Origin of the sequence: Desulfosporosinus sp. (genome assembly GCF_014237355.1) — a bacterium.
Taxonomy (GTDB): Bacteria; Bacillota; Desulfitobacteriia; order Desulfitobacteriales; family Desulfitobacteriaceae; genus Desulfosporosinus.
In genome coordinates this window covers 1-20,016 of the sequence record NZ_JABZFS010000060.1, presented here as the reverse complement: position 1 = coordinate 20,016, position 20,016 = coordinate 1, and the positions used below count along the sequence as shown (strand labels likewise).

Annotated in this window: 19 protein-coding genes and 1 tRNA gene; 4 read left to right on the top strand and 16 right to left on the bottom strand. The window is 40.5% G+C overall.

Annotated elements, in window-relative coordinates; genetic code table 11:
- Positions 1-60: 60 nt before the first annotated feature.
- From cobO to HGJ98_RS12700, 3 genes are all read right to left on the bottom strand, one after another.
- On the bottom strand, positions 61-594 hold the full coding sequence (gene cobO, locus HGJ98_RS12710; protein ID WP_291351784.1) for a cob(I)yrinic acid a,c-diamide adenosyltransferase: 534 nt from the start codon (positions 592-594) through the stop codon (positions 61-63).
- 1 nt (position 595) lies between these two features.
- On the bottom strand, positions 596-1,123 hold the full coding sequence (locus HGJ98_RS12705; protein ID WP_291351783.1) for a hypothetical protein: 528 nt from the start codon (positions 1,121-1,123) through the stop codon (positions 596-598).
- A 110-nt stretch (positions 1,124-1,233) separates the two neighbouring features.
- Positions 1,234-2,493 (bottom strand): tetratricopeptide repeat protein, encoded by a 1,260-nt coding sequence (locus HGJ98_RS12700; RefSeq protein WP_291351782.1) that lies wholly within the window; start codon positions 2,491-2,493, stop codon positions 1,234-1,236.
- A gap of 600 nt (positions 2,494-3,093) precedes the next feature.
- Between HGJ98_RS12700 and HGJ98_RS12690 the strand changes: the two genes are divergently transcribed.
- A complete protein-coding gene (locus HGJ98_RS12690; protein WP_291351780.1) occupies positions 3,094-3,882 on the top strand; it encodes a polysaccharide deacetylase family protein in 789 nt (262 codons plus the stop codon).
- 8 nt (positions 3,883-3,890) lie between these two features.
- Here the strand turns inward: HGJ98_RS12690 and HGJ98_RS12685 are convergent, their stop codons facing one another.
- Complete coding sequence (locus HGJ98_RS12685; protein WP_291351779.1) at positions 3,891-4,895, bottom strand: hypothetical protein; 1,005 nt, start codon at positions 4,893-4,895, stop codon at positions 3,891-3,893.
- An 86-nt stretch (positions 4,896-4,981) separates the two neighbouring features.
- Positions 4,982-5,848 (bottom strand): YitT family protein, encoded by an 867-nt coding sequence (locus tag HGJ98_RS12680; RefSeq protein ID WP_291351778.1) that lies wholly within the window; start codon positions 5,846-5,848, stop codon positions 4,982-4,984.
- A 166-nt stretch (positions 5,849-6,014) separates the two neighbouring features.
- Here HGJ98_RS12680 and HGJ98_RS12675 point away from each other — a divergent pair.
- Positions 6,015-6,090 (top strand) — tRNA-Arg (locus HGJ98_RS12675).
- Between the two features lie 111 nt (positions 6,091-6,201).
- Here HGJ98_RS12675 and nikC read toward each other — a convergent pair.
- The 5 genes from nikC to spo0A all read right to left on the bottom strand — a co-directional run bounded on the left by nikC (position 6,202) and on the right by spo0A (position 11,753).
- Positions 6,202-7,017: a nickel transporter permease gene (gene nikC / locus HGJ98_RS12670; protein ID WP_291351777.1), complete on the bottom strand. Its 816-nt coding sequence runs from the start codon at positions 7,015-7,017 to the stop codon at positions 6,202-6,204.
- 33 nt (positions 7,018-7,050) lie between these two features.
- Positions 7,051-7,983 carry an ABC transporter permease gene (locus HGJ98_RS12665; protein ID WP_291351776.1) on the bottom strand — a complete coding sequence of 311 codons (933 nt, stop codon included), beginning with the start codon at positions 7,981-7,983 and terminating at the stop codon, positions 7,051-7,053.
- Positions 7,984-8,109: 126 nt separating this feature from the next.
- A complete protein-coding gene (locus tag HGJ98_RS12660) occupies positions 8,110-9,756 on the bottom strand; it encodes an ABC transporter substrate-binding protein (RefSeq protein WP_291351775.1) in 1,647 nt (548 codons plus the stop codon).
- A gap of 129 nt (positions 9,757-9,885) precedes the next feature.
- Positions 9,886-10,563 carry a thymidylate kinase gene (locus HGJ98_RS12655; RefSeq protein ID WP_291351817.1) on the bottom strand — a complete coding sequence of 226 codons (678 nt, stop codon included), beginning with the start codon at positions 10,561-10,563 and terminating at the stop codon, positions 9,886-9,888.
- Positions 10,564-10,952: 389 nt separating this feature from the next.
- On the bottom strand, positions 10,953-11,753 hold the full coding sequence (gene spo0A, locus HGJ98_RS12650; protein WP_291351774.1) for a sporulation transcription factor Spo0A: 801 nt from the start codon (positions 11,751-11,753) through the stop codon (positions 10,953-10,955).
- Between the two features lie 431 nt (positions 11,754-12,184).
- Here spo0A and HGJ98_RS12645 point away from each other — a divergent pair, with 431 nt between their 5' ends.
- On the top strand, positions 12,185-12,373 hold the full coding sequence (locus HGJ98_RS12645; protein WP_291351773.1) for a ferredoxin: 189 nt from the start codon (positions 12,185-12,187) through the stop codon (positions 12,371-12,373).
- A 24-nt stretch (positions 12,374-12,397) separates the two neighbouring features.
- Here HGJ98_RS12645 and HGJ98_RS12640 read toward each other — a convergent pair whose 3' ends face one another.
- The 6 genes from HGJ98_RS12640 to HGJ98_RS12615 all read right to left on the bottom strand — a co-directional run bounded on the left by HGJ98_RS12640 (position 12,398) and on the right by HGJ98_RS12615 (position 19,166).
- The gene (locus HGJ98_RS12640; protein WP_291351772.1) at positions 12,398-13,303 is read right to left on the bottom strand and encodes a DUF1858 domain-containing protein; all 906 of its coding nucleotides are present in this window, start codon (positions 13,301-13,303) and stop codon (positions 12,398-12,400) included.
- Positions 13,304-13,314: 11 nt separating this feature from the next.
- Positions 13,315-13,461: a hypothetical protein gene (locus tag HGJ98_RS12635; RefSeq protein ID WP_291351771.1), complete on the bottom strand. Its 147-nt coding sequence runs from the start codon at positions 13,459-13,461 to the stop codon at positions 13,315-13,317.
- Between the two features lie 406 nt (positions 13,462-13,867).
- On the bottom strand, positions 13,868-14,359 hold the full coding sequence (locus HGJ98_RS12630; protein ID WP_291351770.1) for a hypothetical protein: 492 nt from the start codon (positions 14,357-14,359) through the stop codon (positions 13,868-13,870).
- Positions 14,360-14,564: 205 nt separating this feature from the next.
- Positions 14,565-14,915, bottom strand: coding sequence for a recombinase (locus HGJ98_RS12625; protein WP_291351769.1), 351 nt, complete (start codon positions 14,913-14,915; stop codon positions 14,565-14,567).
- 931 nt (positions 14,916-15,846) lie between these two features.
- Positions 15,847-16,383, bottom strand: a complete 537-nt coding sequence (gene pssA / locus HGJ98_RS12620) for a CDP-diacylglycerol--serine O-phosphatidyltransferase (protein ID WP_291351768.1) — start codon at positions 16,381-16,383, stop codon at positions 15,847-15,849.
- A gap of 53 nt (positions 16,384-16,436) precedes the next feature.
- A complete protein-coding gene (locus HGJ98_RS12615) occupies positions 16,437-19,166 on the bottom strand; it encodes a helicase C-terminal domain-containing protein (protein WP_291351767.1) in 2,730 nt (909 codons plus the stop codon).
- Between the two features lie 133 nt (positions 19,167-19,299).
- Between HGJ98_RS12615 and HGJ98_RS12610 the strand changes: the two genes are divergently transcribed.
- Positions 19,300-19,809 carry a hypothetical protein gene (locus tag HGJ98_RS12610; protein WP_291351766.1) on the top strand — a complete coding sequence of 170 codons (510 nt, stop codon included), beginning with the start codon at positions 19,300-19,302 and terminating at the stop codon, positions 19,807-19,809.
- Positions 19,810-20,016 lie beyond the last annotated feature (207 nt).

The following is a 20,016-nucleotide window of genomic DNA, read 5'->3' as shown; positions in this document are numbered from 1 at the left end:
AACAAAAAACACCTCCTAAGAGATGTTTTTCCTTTATCGTTAATGCGTGAAACTATGGAATTAATACTCGATTCCTTTTCGCGCCATAATACCTTTTTCATAGGGATGCTTTCTTTGAACCATTTCTGTCACTAAATCAGCTCTTTCAATTAATGTCTGGGAAGCATTTCGCCCGGTCATGATTAGTTCTACATGGGATGGTTTACTATTCAGCAGTTCCATAACTTTATTTTCTGGAATTAGTTCAAACCAAATAGCATTCACTAGTTCATCTAAAATAACAAGATCCCACTTCCCTGAAAGAACAACTTCTTGAGCTCTTAAAAACGCTTTTTTGGCTTCTTGAATATTCTCTTCAAGATATTCTCCTTTGTGTACCCATCCCGGCCCACCAAAGTTTTCAAGCCGACATTCAGGACTTAAACGCTTCACTCCATCGAGCTCACCGTAGCTATCGTTTCCCTTCATGAACTGAATAATATAAACCTTAAAACCATGCCCAACTGCCCGTAAGGCTAAACCAAAGGCCGCTGTTGATTTCCCCTTACCATTTCCAGTATAAATCTGGACGAGTCCTTGAGTTAGATTTGACATATTACACCTTCCGTATCCATTTTTCAAGTTGAGGATGGATATAGACAACGTTTGGAGATGTTAGTATTTCTGGAAATCGTTCCAGGGTTTGACGGTTAAAGGATATAGAAAAAAACAGCTTAATCGATGATTTCTCATCGTTAGCTCTTAGCTCAACTTTATCTGGGTAAAGGTAGTAGGAATAGTTTCCATCGCGCCAAGATACTTCTAACTCTCCCAATTTTACACATATTATTCCGAACTCTTCAACTTTAACATGAGCAACGCTGGCAAAGGATTGTTTAAGACGTTCTGCTTCAATGGCAACCTGTCCAACTTTGAACTGGGATTCTAAGAGTTGCTCGACTATTAGCCGAGCGGGTATTGAAATGTCCTCAAAAATCCGTCGCTCGCTTCTAATTTCAACAAGTAGTTGATCAAATTTCTGAACATGAATTGAACGAACTTGATAGGCCTTCTTTAAGGCTTTTTCGAACGTGAGATACACGTCTTCCAAGCATTCGAGAAGGATCGAATCTTCCTCTCTCATCTCTTGATATCCCCCCCGTCCCCTATCAGTAGCAACATCTATAGTTGTATTCTAACTTAATTCTTATGATTTATAAAGCTAATTCATATAATATTTTGGAAATATCCCAACTACTTCTTCCTTCGAAGACGTTTTGAAACCTGCTGGACTCTATATTCTATCCAATCTGTTGACATTTCCGCTTCCCGTCCCCTTTTTAGCGCCTTCCAGTAGCACTCTAAGGCATCCCGATCGTTTCGACGCCTTTCGTAGAACTCTGCTAAATGTATGAGTGCTTCTATCGTAAACTCCCCATGGAGTTGAGATCGGTCTTCAGATTTATCATAAACGTATAGCGAACTATCTGTTTGCTGCATTCCTTTTAGGAGGCCCAAAGCCTCATATACTTCGCTAACACGCTGCTCATCGTGACATGCTTCAAAGAGATTTAGGGCTTTTAAATAGTATAATTCAGATTTGGCAAAATCCATAGAAATAAATAGTAAGTTTCCAAGACTTAGGTATCGCATAGCCAGGTCTAAATTCTGCTCAGGATAATTCTGAATTGACAATTCAAGATAATATTTAGCTTCCTTGAAATTTTCTAAATTTTGCTCAATTTTACTTAAGAAATAGCAACTCTCACTAATAATCTCTTGCGTTTCGAACTGTAAACAAAGGGCTACCGCCCTTTGCTGATTTTCGAAAGCCAAATATATTTCATTTTGGTCGAAGTAAAGTAAAGCTAAATATTGAAGGGCTGTTGATAGAGCGGCCATATCTTGTATTTGAGCAAATAGTTGACAAGCGTGTTTTAAATTTACTAGTGCTTCAGTTTTTTGCCCTAATCGAAAACACAATTCTCCAGAAAGGACATCTAACTCTGCCTCCCCTTTGGGAAAGCCGTAGGAACGACAGAGCTCTACTGCTTGTGAGTATGCCCTCTTTGCACTCGTCCATTCTTCAAGTACAGCATAAACTTGCCCAAGATCGGCATAGAGCATACTGAGCCTTAACTGAGGAGATGCAGTTGGGTAGATTGCTATTGCTCGCTCATAATCTTCAGCGGCTTCTTTTAGCCTGCCCTTTTTCACCGAGATACTTGCTAACCCTGCCCAGGCTTCGGCCATACCCTTAGCATTCTGGATTTCTTGACAAATCTGTAAGGCTTCGTTAAACCCTGCTTCTGCAAATTCTAAATTGCCCAGGCGCACCCTTACGGTCGCGAGGAGGCGTAATGTAAATGCCACGATTTCTGGAACAGTTAATTCATACGCTTTTAATAGGCCCTGAACAAAATAACTTTCTGCTTTAAGATACTGTTCATCTCCAAGGCACTGTGTTCCATCTTCCATAAGGTTCCGCCAAACTAATAATTCGCTATCGTACATATCAATCCCCTCCGTGTCTGCTCCATCATATGCACGAGTCGAATTATTGGGCATATTATAAAGATATATTTTAAAATTACTGCAACTAAAAATGGCCAGAGACTTGATTGGTAAAGAACTGGAAGAAGTTTTTAGGCGAAGGAACTTGTAACCTAGACATAAAAGTCGAAATATGATAATCTAAATCTCAAGAAGGGAGTGTTTAGCTTTGAATACTTATCGTCCTTCACAGACTTCGAATTATTGGATGCTTGCACTCAAATTTATCATTCTCATTCTGGGACTTTACCTCTCAGCCTTAGTCTTAATTAAAGTGTTCTCATTGGTATTTGCGGTTACCTTCTTCCTGGTTCGTATACTTGTTTTTGTAGCTGTTTCATTTGTAGTGCTTCATTTTTTCCTAAAACTTCTATTTAAAATTAATTTACTTGATTCCGGTAAACAATTCATTCGACGCAGAACCTATTAATTCTTTCCTTGACTCCAATATATAAGTTGTTTCTCGACATAATTAAAACGCCTTTTCAAGGCGTTTTTTTGTTTTTATCCTCATGATCCTGCTACCAAATGAATATTCTTTAGTCGAAGGAGGAGTGCCAAATGCGGATTATTATTTTCAAACGTCCCACATGGCGAAATGTTGCTCTCTGGGGAATTCTATTATTCGTCATGCTTGCTTATCGAGAAAATGTTACATCGGTTTTCTCTGGAAAGTTAAAACCAATCTATTCAGTCAATGTCAATTCCAAGGCTATTGGTCTGACCTTCGATATCAGTTGGGGAGAAAAAACGGCCGAACCCATCTTAGATACTCTAAACAAAGAAGGAATTAGGGCCACTTTTTTTCTCTCTAGTCCTTGGGCTGAAAAACACCAAGAACTAGTGAAACGAATGGTAGCCGAAGGGCATGAAATCGGTTCCCATGGAAACCGTCATATCGATCTTAATACTTTAGGGGCAGCGGAAATAGAAAAAGAAATTATTACAGCACAACAAGTTCTAGAACAAATAACCAGTAAGAAAGTCCGGCTGATACGTACTCCTAATGGTGCGTATAATAATAAGGTAATCGCAACCGCCGATCAATTAGGCTATCGTGTGATTCAGTGGAGTGTTGATTCTCTAGACTGGAAACGGCCCGGTCCTAGTGCCGTTGTTAACAACGTACTCAATGGGTCCCGGGCAGGAGGTGGTGCCAAACCCGGAGACATCATCCTATTTCACGCCTCAGATTCTGCACCTGATACTATTCAAGCCTTACCCATAGTTATACAGAACCTTAAGAGTAAAGGGTACACCCTTGTCCCCGTCGGAACGTTACTATCTGAGGCAAGCAGTACATGGCCGCCTGAAAGCAACTTAAAAGAAGAGCCGCTCCCAGCTAAGTAAAGACCTGCTCAGCTTGTTTCAGCCACAATAGAGCGCAATTTGAAATCTGCCTTTTGTCGATCAATTACTTGATTTAAAGCTTTTTTTGCATCCTGGTTTAATTCGCCCTGGAGTCCGCTATCAAGGGCGCTTTTAAGTAAGTTTTCCCCAATTTCGACCTGTCCTTTTGCTAAGGCCTGGATTCCTTTCACATAGGTTATATACACTTCCCCCTTAGGCAGTTCCTGCAAAGAGACCAAGCTATCCGTTAACCCGTTTAGATTACCATGATGAATTGAGAGGATCGCTTTCTTCGTCTCATATAGCCTATTTTTAGGCCGCCATGTTTGTGCATCAATGGATTGACTAAGCTCAAAAGCTTTTGTCCATTGCTCTTCCTCTAGGGCCACATCGAAAGCCATGGATAAACAAGCTGGGTTATTCGGGCTTAGTTGCTGTGCCGCTGCGAGCTCAGATTGTGCAGCTTGAAGATCTTCCTGGGCCAAGGCCGCATGAGCTAAGGTTAAATGCCTGATTGTCTGCTCATCAATCGATAATGACTTCCAGTTTATTTCGGTTGCAGTGAGTAAACGCCGAGCTTGTTGCACATCTCCATTAGAGAGAGACAACAACCCCTCTCCCACCAATTTTAGATTGCTTTCACTCATTATGTCCAAGACATTCTGTGCAGTTATTAACTTCCCATCTTGTAGATAAAGCACCAATAACCAAAACTGGTGCTTTTCGTCTGTATATGAGGCCAACTTAGATTCTAAGTCTTTACCTCCCATATTGAGTTCCAGCCATAGTTGTGTATCTCTTATAATTCCTAGCTTATTTAACAAGCCTGCATTTCTCTCAAACCAATGTAGTTCTTCTTGCACTTTTTGAACATCATAATTATCTTTTGCCTGCCGTATTTTCTCTAAACGCCAAACGAAGGGTCCAGCTGTTAACATAAAAACAATAGTCAAAAGTAGCAAGAAGATCGTCTTCCGACGATTTCTTCGACCTCGTTTACGTCGTTTTAACAATATTTTCCCTCGTTTCTAAAGCCCTTTCATGATTCTAAGAGCGAATCTCTAATCCCTTATCCCTTAAATTATACATCTCTGTTTTGTCAGTGCCCTTTCCAGGTTGAAAAGCCTTCCCCTACAACTTCTGGCACTTCTGAAATAGCTACAAAAGCAAGAGGGTCCTGATTACGAACAATTTCTTTTATCTGAGACAATTCTGAGCGATTGATAACACAATAAACAACTTGCTTATTTTCTCCTGAGAAAGCTCCGATTGCTTGAAAAAGTGTTACCCCTCGCTCAAGCTTGGCCATGATTTCCTCAGATATTTTCTGGGGCTCTGTTGTAACCACCATGACTGATTTTGATAAACTTAAGCCTTCCTGAACAAGATCCACAACTCGAGTTGCAATGAACATATAAATCATAGCATACATGGCCATCTCTGGTCTAAACAAGATAGCAGCACCGAGAAAAATGAGAGCATCAATCCCAAGCAGGATTTGTCCAACACTAAATGAAGTTGTTCTCGCAAGCAATACTGCTAAAATATCCGTTCCGCCAAGTGACCCTCTAGATCGAAAGATAATCCCCATTCCAATTCCAGTAAGAACCCCTCCGGATATCGCGGCTAACAATCTATCGTCCGTTAATACTGGAAGGTGCGCAGTCAGGGAAAGGGTGGCGGAGAGGAGTCCGACACCAACAACACTAAACACTAAGAAATCTCTCCCTACCATACGCAGCCCTAGAAAAAAAAGCGGGAGATTTATGAGCAGCACTGTCCAACTGACAGGCCAATTAAATAAGTAATAGAGAATTATGGAAATACCAGTAGCTCCTCCATCTGCAATTTCATTCGGAATAATCAATGTATTGATACTGATACTTACAATAGTTGCTCCGATTACGATGCCAATAAAGTGCTTAAATAATTGCCAGGTAAAGTAGTCACGAAAAGGTCTAGGCAATAGAGAATCCCCCGTCCTTGTTTCTTAAAACGCATTTATTCATCTTTAGATTATATCCTAGAGTCTGCCTAGAGACAAATCCTAACTTAAGCTTAACCAACCTAGCTTAACCAACCCTTGACAAACGATATATACTTAGGTTAAAGTATTGAAGTGTTCCCAATAAGCGCTCGTAGCTCAGTGGATAGAGTGACGGTTTCCGAAGCCGGAGGTCGCAGGTTCAAATCCCGCCGGGCGCACCATGACAAACCAAGCCACAACTCTGTTGTGGCTTTTTTTACGTATAAGACTTCCATGCAGCTTAGCCCCACCCCTGATGAATGAAAAAACAGTATTGGGTCAAGATCCAAACATTACTGGCGCGGATCTAACGCACTGCGTAGGCCATCCCCTAATAAGTTATAACCCAGTACAGTCAAGAAGATGGCTATCCCAGGCCAAATGACTGTCCAAGAAGCCGCAAAAAAATAGTCTTTACCTTCAGCTAACATTAAGCCCCAACTCGGATGGGGAGGCTGAACGCCAAGTCCTAAAAAACTCAAACCAGCCTCTGCTAAGATAATAACCCCAACGTTCATGGTTGTATAGACAATCACTGGTGCTAATATATTTGGAAGGACATGTCTCAGGATAATTCTTGAATCGTTTGCACCTATAGAACGAGCGGCTTTTACATAGTCACGGTGTTTAAGAGATATGACCTGTCCACGAACGAGTCTAGCATAATTTGTCCAGCCAACCATACTTAAGGCAATAAAGATATTTAGAAGATTTGTGCCTAAAAATGTTAGGATTGCTATGGCCAACAAAAAAAACGGAAATGCCAAGAAAACATCCGTGATTCTCATTAGTAAAGAATCTAGCCAACCACCATAATATCCTGCAATAGCACCAATGATTAATCCGATCAAGAGTGAAATACTTGTCGCCACCACTCCAATAATTAAGGATGGCCTTGCTCCGTAAATAATTCTGCTAAATACGTCTCGCCCAAGAATATCCGTACCCATAATGTGATCGAAGCTAGGTGCTTCTAGAGATTCGTACATAGCAACCTGCAGCGGATCATAAGGAGCAATAATCTCTGCACAAAAGGCAAAAATTACTGCTAATAAAACGAGGAAAAGACCGAAAATTACAACCCAATCAGTTCTCAAGCGAGTCCACATTCGATAGTTTCTCCTCTCCTCAACTTTCAATCATTAGTCATATCGGATCCGAGGATCTAAAAGAGCATAGGAAATATCCACTAGTAAGTTAATCAGCACAAAGACCAGAGCTAAAAAGAGGGTTACGCCCTGAACGACAGGATAGTCTCGTCTAGAGATAGCATTGAAAAGCATAGTGCCAATTCCAGGAAGGGAAAATATAGTTTCAGTTAAAATGGCACCACCCATCAGACTTCCGAAATCTACACCTGCCTGAGTTGTCACAGGAATAAGGGCATTTCTCATAGCATGCTTAAAAACAACTATACGACTGGAGAGCCCTTTAGCTCGTGCAGTTCGAATATAATCCATGTGTAGAACCTCTATCATGTTAGAACGAATTAATTGTGCATACATAGCCATTGAAGCAAATCCGAGTGTAAATCCAGGTAAGATATAGTTTTGCAGATGAAATCCTTCTCCACCTGTACCACTAACAGGGAGTATGTGGAGCAAAACACCAAATACTAATTGCAACACCATGCCCAGCCAAAAGGTAGGCATGGAAACCCCAATCAAAGCAGAAAAGGTTGTAAACCTATCCCAAAAGCTGTATCGCTTAACTGATGCCAAAACTCCGATCAGGACCCCCAAAGTTAGGGCCATTGTTTGAGCTACAACCACGAGACAAAAGGTAACCGGAATCTTGTCGTAAAGCATCTGGGAAACTTCTTGATGTTGTATATAAGAACGCCCAAAATCTCCCTGAAGAGCATTCCATAAATACTGAAGATAACGTGTTAACAGCGGTTGATCCAGTCCCAAGCCTTGGCGAGCATTTTCCAAGGTTTGGGGTGAAATATGTTTCCCTAACATCAATACAACTGGATCACCAGGGACAAAGGACATCATTAAAAACGTGAGGATTGATATTCCTAAGATGACAGGTATCAATTGGAAAATACGCCAAATGATAAAACGTGCCACGACTATACTTCCTCCCATGAATCAGCAGACTCTCATAGTAGATCCGTAAAATTTAACTAAAGATAAATGAATTAAATGCAGTTTATGCAAGTGATTGCATAAACTGCATAGTATTTTTGCAACAAACTACTTTGATAACCATACAGTACGCATATCTTTTTGGTCGAGAGCACTAATGGTTAAGTCATGAACATTTTTTCCAAATAAGCGCAAATAGGTAGTGTTAAATGTCCATATCGCCGGTTGATCCTCTACAAGCTTTTCTTGGATGGTTTTGTAGATGGCCATTCGTTTTAATGTATCATTTTCTTCCAGCCCTTGAGTCATCAACGTCTCGACTTGTGGATTCGAATAAAACGTATTATTATTCATACCCCATTGAGATTTTGTATAGAGAACCCGTAAAGAATTATCAGGGTCCGGATAGTCAGCACCCCAAGCTAGTCGGAACATTTGTGTATCGCCCTGCTGTACAGCATTAATGTAGGAGCCCCATTCCATGGATTTTAATTCCGTTGGGATTCCAACCTCTTTGAGCTGACTTTGAAAGGCTTCTGCAATTATTTGATTAGTTTGGTTAAAGTTATAGGCATATTGAATCGGTGCAAGTCCTTTACCTTCAGGGTACCCTGCTTTAGCTAAGTACTCTTTGGCTTTTGTCTGGTCAAAGGATGGACATATAAGGTCTTTATCATAACCAGGCATTGTTATTGGTAATGGACCGTTGGAAACTGTTGATAGACCGCTAAGTATACTATCGACAACACTCTGTGGATCAATGGCATAAGCGATAGCTTTACGCAAGTATACATTATCCTTAAAAGGCGCCTTACTTAGATTAAATCCAATGAACTCATTTGTGAACGTAATTGTCTTAATGGTCTGATCAGGAAATTCCTGGATGATCGCTTGGCTTTGACCAGGAGGTAATAAATCGACATAATCTAAGGTTCCTGCCCGAAACTCATTTAAAGCAGTGGATTCATCTTTAAAGATTTTGTAAACCACTTGATCCACATGAGCCTTTGTCCCATAGTAATCCTTGAATTTTTCAATGGTTATATCTTGATCGGAATTCCACTTTACAAACTTAAAAGCTCCTGTTCCCACTATGGTTTCAGGAGTGGAAGCAGGGGTACCAAAGTCTTGGCCAGCTTTTTTAGCAGCCTCGAGCTTATAAATACTGACCGTTGGATGACCTAAAGAGGTGAGGAAAGCTGCATTCTTTTCCTTTAAAGTCACCTCGATGGTATAGTCATCAATCTTTTTTAACCCAGAAATTGTTTGAGCCGCTCCACTGTTCACCTCAGCAAAGCCTACAATGGGTTCCAGCGGAAAAGCTACCGGGGAGACTGTGGCTTTAGCTGCTAAGCGGTTCCAAACATCGAGAATATCTTGAGCATTCACACCCGTACCATCATGAAACTTAACATCCTTACGGATATGGAAGGTAAGTACTTTTTTATCGGCTGAATAATCCCATTTCTCCGCTATAGCAGGTTTTACTTCTAGAGTATTAGGATCGTATCTTATCAGCCCATCGTAGAGTTCTTTCGCAATTTCAATCCCATTGACTTCAACTAAAAATGCGGGGTCAAGGGCAGTCGGACTGGAAATCATTCCAAAACGAAACAATCCACCATCAACAGGAATTGAAGCACTTAGTGTGGTATTTTTCGTAGGCTTAGTAGTTAGTCCACAACCTGTCAGAATTAAAGCTGCAGATACTATAATAGCAATAACAAGTGAAGGATATCGTTTACTATTAAGCATTTTTTCTCCTCCCAATTTCCTAACATCTTTCTTTTTGTATATACGGCCTCAATTTCGATAAGGTAAGAGTTGTCTGCTACAAGCAATATATAGTTCTACAATAATCCCTTAATACCTTTAACATTTTCCCTAATCAATTGAATTCTTTACTATTTCATAAATCTCATTATGGATATCTTCCTTACTCCTTAATTCACCATTATGTATACAATTCACCATTGTCCACCCATAGGAAATCTTGATCTCTGTCGCATTGTTATAGGAGTTTAGTAAATAATTATAATTTCGCTCATGTATGTCTTTTTCAGCACTGCCATATTTGTTCGATCGATTGCTTATTAATATTTGACTAAATTTCGGGTGCATATCCAGGAAAATTACGCAATCGGGTACCGGAAGCTTAAACTTTACAAATTCCAAATCCCATAACCACTTGAGATATTCCTCTCTATCAGCAGGATTAATTATTTTTGCCGCCTGATGAACCATGTTTGATGTAGTATATCTATCTGCCAAAATAATTCCGCCGCTCTGATAGAAGCCTTCCCAACCCCTCTTATAGGAGGCATATCGATCAGCGGCATAGAATGTCGATGCTGCATAAGGATTGACGTCATTCGGATCGACCCCAAATTCTCCATTTAAATACATCTTGATGAGAGCTGAGGAATTACTCTCATAGTCAGGAAATTCAACCTTCTTAACCCTATAGTTATTAGAGGCAAGTTTATCAAACAATAGTTTTGTTTGGGTAGCCTTACCACAACCATCCCCTGCTTCGATTACTATTAACTTACCCTTCAAGATAACCGTCTCCTTTTTATCCGCGTGTCAAATCTGAAAGTTTGGAGGTATTATTCTTTGAATTACTGCCCGTAAAGTAATTTTACTTACATAGTCTATCAACAAAACGACATTTCAACAACAATTTCAATATAATACTTGCTAATACTTGCTAATATATTTGGATATAACTCTAAAGCACCTCGCATTTCCTTAAACAATGGAGGTGCTTTACTTATTTCATTATTAGCCCAAAATCTCATGTAACAGCAAAGGGATGTGATTCTTAGTCACACCCCTTTAGTTTATTTATCCTGTGCAGTTCGTCTGAATTTACCAGTACCACATGTCGAATCAAAGTCATAGGCAAACGTTTAAAGGTGTTTAGTGAAAAAAGATTGTTGCTTTTTCCTTTAGCTAACCTTACTCATAACTCTCAATTTATCTGCAAGGAGCGCTATAAATTCCGAGTTCGTAGGTTTTTGTCGCTCTATGTTCATCGAATATCCGAAAATTCGTTTAAGTGTATCCGTATGTCCACGTTCCCAGGCTAACTCTATGGCGTGTCGAATTCCCCGTTCTACACGGCTAGGTGCAGTGTCGAACTTTTTCGCGATACTAGGATATAGTTCTTTGGTTACGGCACCTAGCAACGAGACATCCTCAACCACCATCAGAATGGCATCTCTTATGTATTGATATCCTTTGACATGGGCTGGAATCCCTATTTGATGCATCATTGTTGTTACTTCGACATGAAGATTAAGGCCACTTCCGACTGTGGTAACAATGGGCGAAGCAGAAGAGGTATTCTGGGTAGGAGGAGTGGATGGCATATCCTGAGTTAATGAGCGAATACGTTTACTGAGTATATCTAAATCAAAGGGTTTAAGAATAAAGTAGTCTACCCCGAGCATCATGGCCTGATGAGTGAGAGACTCTTGTCCAAAGGCTGTTAGCATGATTATTTTAGGACGGTTAATCGTCGTCCGTGCATTGATTCTTTCTAATACCCCTAAACCATCTAAATTTGGCATTACCAAGTCAAGAATAATCAAATCTGGTTCTTGACTTTGAATTAACTCCCAAGCTTCTAAGCCATTATTTGCAACTCCAACTACACTCAAATCTTCTTGACCTTGGAGATAGTTCTGTAGCATTTGACATAAATTCCGGTTATCGTCCGCGACAATTATTTTTATTTTTTTGCTCATACTTTTAATCAACCCGCCTTAATTGTATTCCGGTCCACCATTCATTGCCTTAAGCACTGATCTCGACCGTGCCTTTATTATACGCTAGGGGTGATGTCGAAATCGCAAATAATAAGGCAATTATAAAAAGGGGTTGAAATATGGCTAAACTCTTACTACAAAAGGGGTTTTATGGATATTTATGGTATTTATAATTATCGCAAAATAGTCTAATATTTTCTATATGATTAACTTATTATGAAATCATAATCGAATTGTTATGAAGACCATCGAGATTTATCATTATTATCAAGGCAATCTGTATTTACCTGATATAATGAACAATATTTTTCATTTAATAAAATTTATAGTGATATATTGAAGAATAGTAGCTATATTCTAGGGAAGAATAATCTAAGAATAATCTTAAAGTAGTTAAAGGAGGATTTATAATGATAGCTGCAGTTGATAAAGATGCTTGTATTGGTTGCGGAGCTTGCCCCGAATTTTGTCCCGAGGTATTTAAAATGGAGGATGATGGATTAGCCGTAGCCTATACTAACCCTGTTCCTAGTGAGGTCGAGGCATCGGCAAAAGACGCTGCTGATGGTTGTCCGACGGATGCTATACATGTTGATTAATAATAAATAGGTGAAAGCGGATGATTATTCATCCGCTTTTTCAATACCTTTATCTCGTGCCTGCTCGGCATATTCACGCAGTTCATCCAAACCAATTCGGTCAATAAGACGCCCTATCCTCTCCTGGGGTTTAGCATTTTTCTTATAGTAATCAATGACGGCATCCATAGCGGGAATTATTTGCTCTTTTTTTAGATTTTCTAAAAGAATATTCCCTTGTCTTGGTTTAACTCCGCCATTTCCACCGACATACATATGATAACCTTTGCTAGTACCCATCAGTCCTAAATCTACGGAAGCAGAATCCGAACATTTATTGGGACAGCCTGAAAGTCCAATCTTGAATTTTGAAGGCAATTGCATACCGTGATAACGCTTGTCAATATCCATGCCCAGCGATAAGGTTTCCTGTAACCCTCTCTTACAAAAGGTATCCCCTGGGCACACTTTTACACTTCGGACACATAAACCCACCGCATGTCCGGGGTCCATACCTAAGTCTTCCCAAACTTTAGGAACATCCTCGGGTTTAAGACCAACGATAGCTATTCGCTGAGCAGAAGTAACCTTGAGTGCTTGGGCATGGTATTTTTCAGAAACATCAGCAATTTTACGTAAAATATCTGGGGTCACAACTCCTGCAGGTATATGAGGTGCAATAGAATAAGTCTTCTTGTCCATTTGTAAGATGCCCCCAGCAGGTTGGGCTTTTGCCGCAGCCTCTTCAGACATTTCACCTTGTTCAACAGAATTTACTTTTTCTAACAACACATTTGGATCAATACTATGCATCTGTGCTGCATTAGCCAACGTTTCGTTAACTGAAAATGCGCAGCCTAGACAGTGTAATCCTAATTCCTGCATAGCTTCAGCAGTTTTTGGATTTGAAGACATAATGTCTTTTAGTTTCATATCTAGTGTAAATCGCATGGACTCATCTCCTAACCATGAATGAGCGCTGGTAAACAACGCGTGCATACATGTTTCTCTTCACCTTGGTGGACATAAGTTATTACAGGGGTTAATTCACTTGTAGTCCCACAGTTTGAGCATTCTAATTCAGGAACCTCTTTTTTCACGTCTGCCATTTGAATGACCTCCTTCTTGTGTTTATAGTTTAGCATTCTAAACTAGGTTTAAGTGTGACCGAAAACACAACTCAGTGTGTATTTACGCACTCAGAAAATATTCGACGAACTCAGTTTAAACCATTCGACGCTTTACTATACGGAGGCTAAGATTAAAGTATAGATTAAAACCATTATACCCTGGGACACTAATCTCCTAGGTTTTTCAGAGTCTAAACATACTCTACTATACATAAGAAAACACGGTTTACCAGATGGTACAACCGTGTTTCTTACGATTTTCTTATGAAATTAAGAGGTTTATTTAGCCAACAAAAAGATAACTAACCCAATAGCTAAGTAGAGTATACCCACATATAAGCGCAACGGTGCTTCGCTCTTTTGAGAGCTTGAATGCTTATCAGTGTCAGGTCGGAACTGACCTTCCATCATGATCCCCCCCAATATACGAGAGGTCGTTGATCCGCTTTATACCTTTAATTTTCCAGCCTTTTTCGGTTTGTTCCAGATTCATAGAAAACATTGCCTTTAGTTCATCCTTTGATGAAGATGTCGTCCATGAAACCCGCACAACGATTTCTTGTGAACCGTCTGTATTAGGATTCATAAACTCCACTTTTTGTAAGGATAACAGAGGATCCTTGTTCATTCGGGTCTCCCAAGCTTTGAACTCACGTTCATCTAAAGAACCCATGGGCAAACTAAGCAGATCACTTGCTAGGTCAGTTTGACGTAAGTCCATCAACTTCCAAAACTGTTGGACTGTAGTTCTCGGAGCACTGCCATATTGAGGATCCGCTAGAGTCGATATCACTGCTTGAGGTGTTTTCAAGACAATTAGTGTCATTAGACAGACGAGTGATATCCCAAGTATCCACGCATAACGACTTTGACGCATAATTTCCCTCCTTGCTTGTCTCTCTATATATTCTAGGAGGGAAAAGTAACTTTAAGACCACTTTATCCAAAAACTTTTCTTAAAACATTAAGCACGAACTCAGGTAAACGAACATAGTAAATGCGCATAGTCTCTGTCCCCCTTTACATCCGCTTAAAATCCACACTCAGTGGTAATGTATGCAGACAAAGTCGCGAATGACCTCTTAAACCGATTGGTAATTCTTTACTGCATCTTCAAGTTGGGCAACCAGCAAACGCTCTTCTTCTGTATTGGCTGTGAAATAGAGACGACCGATAATCCCTGTAATAAGTTTAAGCACATCTTCTAACACCAATTTCTCTTTCATAGCCAATTGAGCACTAGTTTCGATCAAGGCAACTCCGAATTGATGTCCTACTCCATCCTTAATCATACGTGTACAACTCTTCCCTAACAGCCTCATAACTAAAGACGCTTCCTGAACATCTAATTGACGAACTGCATCAATCGTAGTAGTTAACCCTTGAACCATACGTAAACCCACGCTATTCCAGCTTATTTGTTGATTATCCATTATATGTCCCCCCTAAGCATTCGATACCCGTGCCATACTATATGCTTAATGCGAACTAAGGGTGAATAAAGAAAATTTGGTTTGCGCCCACACTAAGACACTGTCTTTAAACGTATTAGCCCTTCTTGTCAGACACTGTCTTCACACGTAGTAACACTGTCTTACATGTTAACTTAGCGGAACGAAGACACTGTATTCGCACGGGTTAGCATAGCGTAAATGTCGCAGGCGAAGGTCCGCGGACTGCAAGAAAGGACCTTCAAAGGCAACTTTAGGTACCTATAATTTCCACAAAAAGGAAAGAGCAGAGAGGTCAAAACACCTTCCCTGCTCTTATGTAATTCTAAAATCATTAATCCTATCGAACTCCAAACAAGACTGCGCACATAAAATGTGCCGTCTCCCCACCCCCACACACATTCTTCTTAATCTTCAAGAATAACTAAATGCACCAAAGCCAGGACGCAATGTGACACGAGCACGAGGTCTTTACGTAAGTAGAAAAGCAACTTCCGTCTAAACGACCGACCCCAATAAACTGTATCAAACAAGACGGCGCACATGAAATGTGCCGTCTCCCGAAACCACAAGCACATCTCAACGATCTTCAAAGACTAACTAAACGCTCCAAAGCCAGGACGCAGTGTGACACGAGCGCGAGGTCTTTACGTAAGCAGAAAAGCAAACTTCCGTTTAAGCGACCCCAGATACGGGGCAGTGTACAGGGATGTACACTGCCACCAGTGAGCCAAGGACGGCTCATCTGGTACGATAGTCTCCGGTGGAGATTATCGCCGTAGGCGGGTTCTTCAAACAATACTATCGCCGAAGGATGAACCCCGCTCCCCAAAGCCAAGAGCTTAAACGGTTAGTTTGCTCTGCGTCGTAAGCACCGAACGCTGTGTCACACAAGTCCCTTCACAAGTCCCCTCTACTTCCCCAACTTAGCTACTTTAAACGTGGACACCATTAAGAATGCTAAGACCACCATGCTGACAAGATAGATATACCAAGGCAACATTGTTCGGAAAAACATTAAAAGGGCCATAAAACCGCCTGCAAAGGTAATAGGTACACCAACAAAATAAGTTGTAATATTCATCATATTAAATCGTGCTAAACGGACGGCACCACAAAGTGCAAAAACCGCAGCAATAACTAACCCAGCATACTTAACATAATCTGACTGAGGGTACAAGATTGCTTGATAAGTAAGAATAGCAGGTGCCACCCCAAAAGAGACCAGGTCGCTTAAGGAATCAAGCTCTTTACCAAAATCTGAGCTCACAGAAAGTCTGCGCGCGACTTTCCCGTCCAAACTATCCATAAGAACTGATAGCAGGATCATGGCAGCTGCTAATGTGTAAGCACCTTCAATAACCCAGATCAGGGCTAAAAACCCAAAAAGCAAATTAGCCAATGTAAATATACTGGGGATCATGCGTGTAGTAATAGGATTTCCCCTCACTAGACTTTAAACCTCCTCCTCAGCTTTTCTCTAGTTTATCATTTTCAGCCCGATTATAAAAGCTCTTCGTCTAAATCCCTAGTATATTCCTCAATTTTTCGAAATACTAAAGAATTCTCTCCACGAATATGCGTCTTGATTGGTAGTGATCCTAAAAAGAATCTTCCATAATATTTTTCAATGACCCTGTCATCAAGTAAGATTACTATCCCACGATCCCCTCTAGAACGTATTAGACGCCCAAAGCCTTGTTTAAAGCGGATTACTGCTTCAGGTAGTAAAAGATCACGGAAGGGATCCCGTCCTTGAGATTTAAGATACTCAGATCTAGCTTCGATTAAAGGCAGGGTTGGCGGCCAAAATGGAAGTTTAACTATAATCACACAAGATAATGCATCACCTGGAATATCGATTCCTTCCCAAAAGCTATTGGCACCTAACAGAACGCTTTTGGGGTTTCTTTTAAAGGCTTCAATCAAAGTACTGCGCTCGCCATGGATCCCTTGAGCCAGGGTTTCGATTCCCTTTCTAGCAAGAACGGGATTTAAGGATGCATGAGTTTGACGAAGTAAACTATGGGCTGTAAAAAGAACCAGCGTCCGACCGTTCATACGTTCTGCAACTTCAGCTATAAACTCAGAGAGTTCTAAAGCCTTCTCCTGATCGGAATTATAGACATTAATACCCTTCTTTACGACGATTAATTGCATTTGGCGTTCATAGTCAAAAGGGGAGTCTACTTGCGCTGTTTTTGTTGTCCTTGGTAATCCGATATCTTGAAGAAAGTAATCAAATGAACTTGAAATGCTCAGCGTTGCTGAAGTGAGAACAACAGAGTCCAGACGCGAGAAGATCTTATCTTTAAGAATTTCACTTACTTCGATGGGGGATGTTTTAAGATATAATCTCGACGATTGTTCGAGCCAAGTAACTTGTTTAGGGTTATTTAGGTCAATGGCTTGTATTAGGGTATCTCCAAGTTCTTGCAATTCTCTTTGATGATTTGTTAAAGTGTATTTTAATTCTTCAATCTCATCTGCGTCCTCTCCGTTTAAGGCACTTGTTAAACTCTCGAGAGTGGTAAGCAATGCTTTGACTCTACCAACTAGGTTCTCGATTTGGACTATAAGCCCATTCCACCAAGGACTGCTTGTATGATGGGCTACAAATCGGAACGTTCGTTCCACTCCTAAAATCATCGCCAACAACTCAAATAATTCGTTTGTTTGTACCAAGATGGTCCTACTGATTTCAGGTATCCCTTCCAACCGTTTCATAAATATATCCCAGGGTACAGAAGGTACCATATGGGTAAGTGCCTCGATACGATGTTTGATTGTCCCATAGAAACTCAGTCCCGTGGGTCGATAAATGCTGTCTATTATTCGGGTGACATCCTCTACACTTAGCTCCGCACCAAGGTGTTGTAGTGCTGTTTGATAGATCTGATGCGCTTCGTCAATTACTAAGTGATGATACTCCGGCAAGACATTATAGTCTGTTTTGAGATCGGAGAATAGCAGAGAATGATTAACGATTAAAACATCAGACTCTTCTGCTTTCTTTCGAGCTCTTAGCAAGAAGCAAACACCGGCTTTAGAGCATCTGCCTGGTATACAAGTTTCATTATCAGCACTAATACTAGGCCAAATCTCCATAAGTCCGGGAACCTTTGACAGCTCCTGGATGTCGCCAGTAAGGGTTTCTCTGAGCCATACAAGCATACTCAAAATCGCTAGCTTATGTTCTGCACCTAAAGGCTCATGTGTACCTAGGCATAGCAGCCATTTTTTCAGGCAACAATAGTTATTTTTCCCTTTCAATACGGAGGCTCGAAATGAAAACGGCAACACTGCTTCTAATACAGGAATATCTTTTTTTTGAAGTTGCTCTTGTAGGGGTATCGTATGGGTGGCTATGACGACTTTTTTGCCGGTTTTTTTAGCAGACCATAGGCTGGGAATCAAATAAGCAAACGACTTACCTGTCCCTGTTCCAGCTTCAACAACAACATGATGTGAGGAAGACAATCCTTCCGCTATTAATCTAGCCATCGTCACTTGACCTGGTCTGCTTTCATAATTTGCTAAATTTTGTTCCAGGTTTCCGCCTCTGGAAAAGTTGTCAACAACCCAGTCAATTGATTGGGGAATAACTGCTGATGGTGCCTTGGCATACGAAAACAACCCCTCCGTTGAAGGGGATAGTACCAAATCTGTGCGAATTGGTCGATCTGGAAAGGATTGTATAACTTCTTTTTGTAAGTCTTTAAAAAAGCCATCCCTTACCCATCCCTCAAGAAAACCGTTTGCTTGGTTAAAAAAGCTCAGATCAAATTCTAAGCCCTTTTTCCAGCAAGCTTCGAAAACCAGCCATATCAACCATGCTTTTCTTTCTGAGTTTAATTTTTCTTCTATCCGTGGTAAAGAAAGCTTCTCTGCCAAGTATGTCAACTGATAGTGATGCATTGTTGGGAAAAAAATCCTAGCTAATACCAATGTATCCCAGATAGGTTGCTGAATTCGAACCTTGAACTCTCTTTCAAGGATCGATTGGGAGGCAGATATTTCGTGACTTATAAGAACTGTATCATCAAAGAAATCCATAATTCTTTGACGATGGTTCGTTTGCAGCGAAGCATGGCCGAGTTCTTTCTTTATATAATGATATGACTCTTGAATCTTTCCGTCTCGGATTCGGAGTGCAGCCAATTCTAAACTATCTTGTTCATCAGACTCCAAACCCCTTGTCTCGATATCAAAAATCACCATATCCTTGCGCACAAATGTTGACCCCTCTCTTGATATATTGTACACTATTTTTACGAAAGGGACCAACGAAAGCAGGATTTTACGGAATATATAGCGAATTAAATTTGAGTTTCGACTATCTTTAATTTAGGAAGAAGGATATCCATTGTTAAAACGGAAGATATCGATATTCGGACTAAGTCTCGGAGTTTTATTCACCAGTCTCTTCCTTAGCGGATGTTCTCCAAAACCCTTTTTAACACAAGAATGCACGTATTTAATCTTATCGGTTTCCCCTTCGGGAATGACTCAATCGGAATTAATTGAATTACCTTGGAACACAAATACGGCGGTTCTACAAAAGTTTCTCCTCGAGTCTTCGTTTGTCCTAAGTGATTTGCAAACACCGAGTTCCGTACAATCCTCGTCTAAAGCGCTACCCCAAAAAGTTACTAGAATTCAAGCTAACTTTCCTAAACCAAAGCGCATGAAATTTATTGTCGATAAACGCCCCTTAACCTTAGATATTCAATCCATACAAATAGAAGTTGAAGGCGCAAATGTAGGACAGGTTATCCTCAATCAGACAATAGTATTACAGGGGATTGATAACCCCAACCTTCAGCCTGCTTTTCATGCCTTGTACGAAGTGTTGCATAACAACGAAGCGAAATAGAAAGTTGCATAAATGCAACTTTTCTTTTTGTACTGACATCTATGAGAGGATGTTACAAAATTGTAAAATTCACAGTATAATCATCCTCTCTGGAATTACACGGGGGAATTACACGGTCTTTCGTCAAAGACTTGTCATCGTTATATAAAAAGCAAGGGCAATGTCATCCTGAGCGCAGCGAAGGATCTAGATCCTTCGCTGCGCTCA

What these genes read in the sequence shown, in the direction of transcription:
- HGJ98_RS12645 (WP_291351773.1), top strand. Translation starts at nt 12,185, where the DNA reads ATGATAGCTGCAGTTGATAAAGATGCTTGTATTGGTTGCGGAGCTTGC.
- HGJ98_RS12630 (WP_291351770.1), bottom strand. Translation starts at nt 14,359, where the DNA reads ATGCGTCAAAGTCGTTATGCGTGGATACTTGGGATATCACTCGTCTGT.
- HGJ98_RS12640 (WP_291351772.1), bottom strand. Translation starts at nt 13,303, where the DNA reads ATGCGATTTACACTAGATATGAAACTAAAAGACATTATGTCTTCAAAT.
- HGJ98_RS12705 (WP_291351783.1), bottom strand. Translation starts at nt 1,123, where the DNA reads ATGAGAGAGGAAGATTCGATCCTTCTCGAATGCTTGGAAGACGTGTAT.
- nikC (WP_291351777.1), bottom strand. Translation starts at nt 7,017, where the DNA reads ATGTGGACTCGCTTGAGAACTGATTGGGTTGTAATTTTCGGTCTTTTC.
- HGJ98_RS12635 (WP_291351771.1), bottom strand. Translation starts at nt 13,461, where the DNA reads ATGGCAGACGTGAAAAAAGAGGTTCCTGAATTAGAATGCTCAAACTGT.
- spo0A (WP_291351774.1), bottom strand. Translation starts at nt 11,753, where the DNA reads ATGAGCAAAAAAATAAAAATAATTGTCGCGGACGATAACCGGAATTTA.
- HGJ98_RS12660 (WP_291351775.1), bottom strand. Translation starts at nt 9,756, where the DNA reads ATGCTTAATAGTAAACGATATCCTTCACTTGTTATTGCTATTATAGTA.
- cobO (WP_291351784.1), bottom strand. Translation starts at nt 594, where the DNA reads ATGTCAAATCTAACTCAAGGACTCGTCCAGATTTATACTGGAAATGGT.
- HGJ98_RS12625 (WP_291351769.1), bottom strand. Translation starts at nt 14,915, where the DNA reads ATGGATAATCAACAAATAAGCTGGAATAGCGTGGGTTTACGTATGGTT.
- HGJ98_RS12700 (WP_291351782.1), bottom strand. Translation starts at nt 2,493, where the DNA reads ATGTACGATAGCGAATTATTAGTTTGGCGGAACCTTATGGAAGATGGA.
- HGJ98_RS12690 (WP_291351780.1), top strand. Translation starts at nt 3,094, where the DNA reads ATGCGGATTATTATTTTCAAACGTCCCACATGGCGAAATGTTGCTCTC.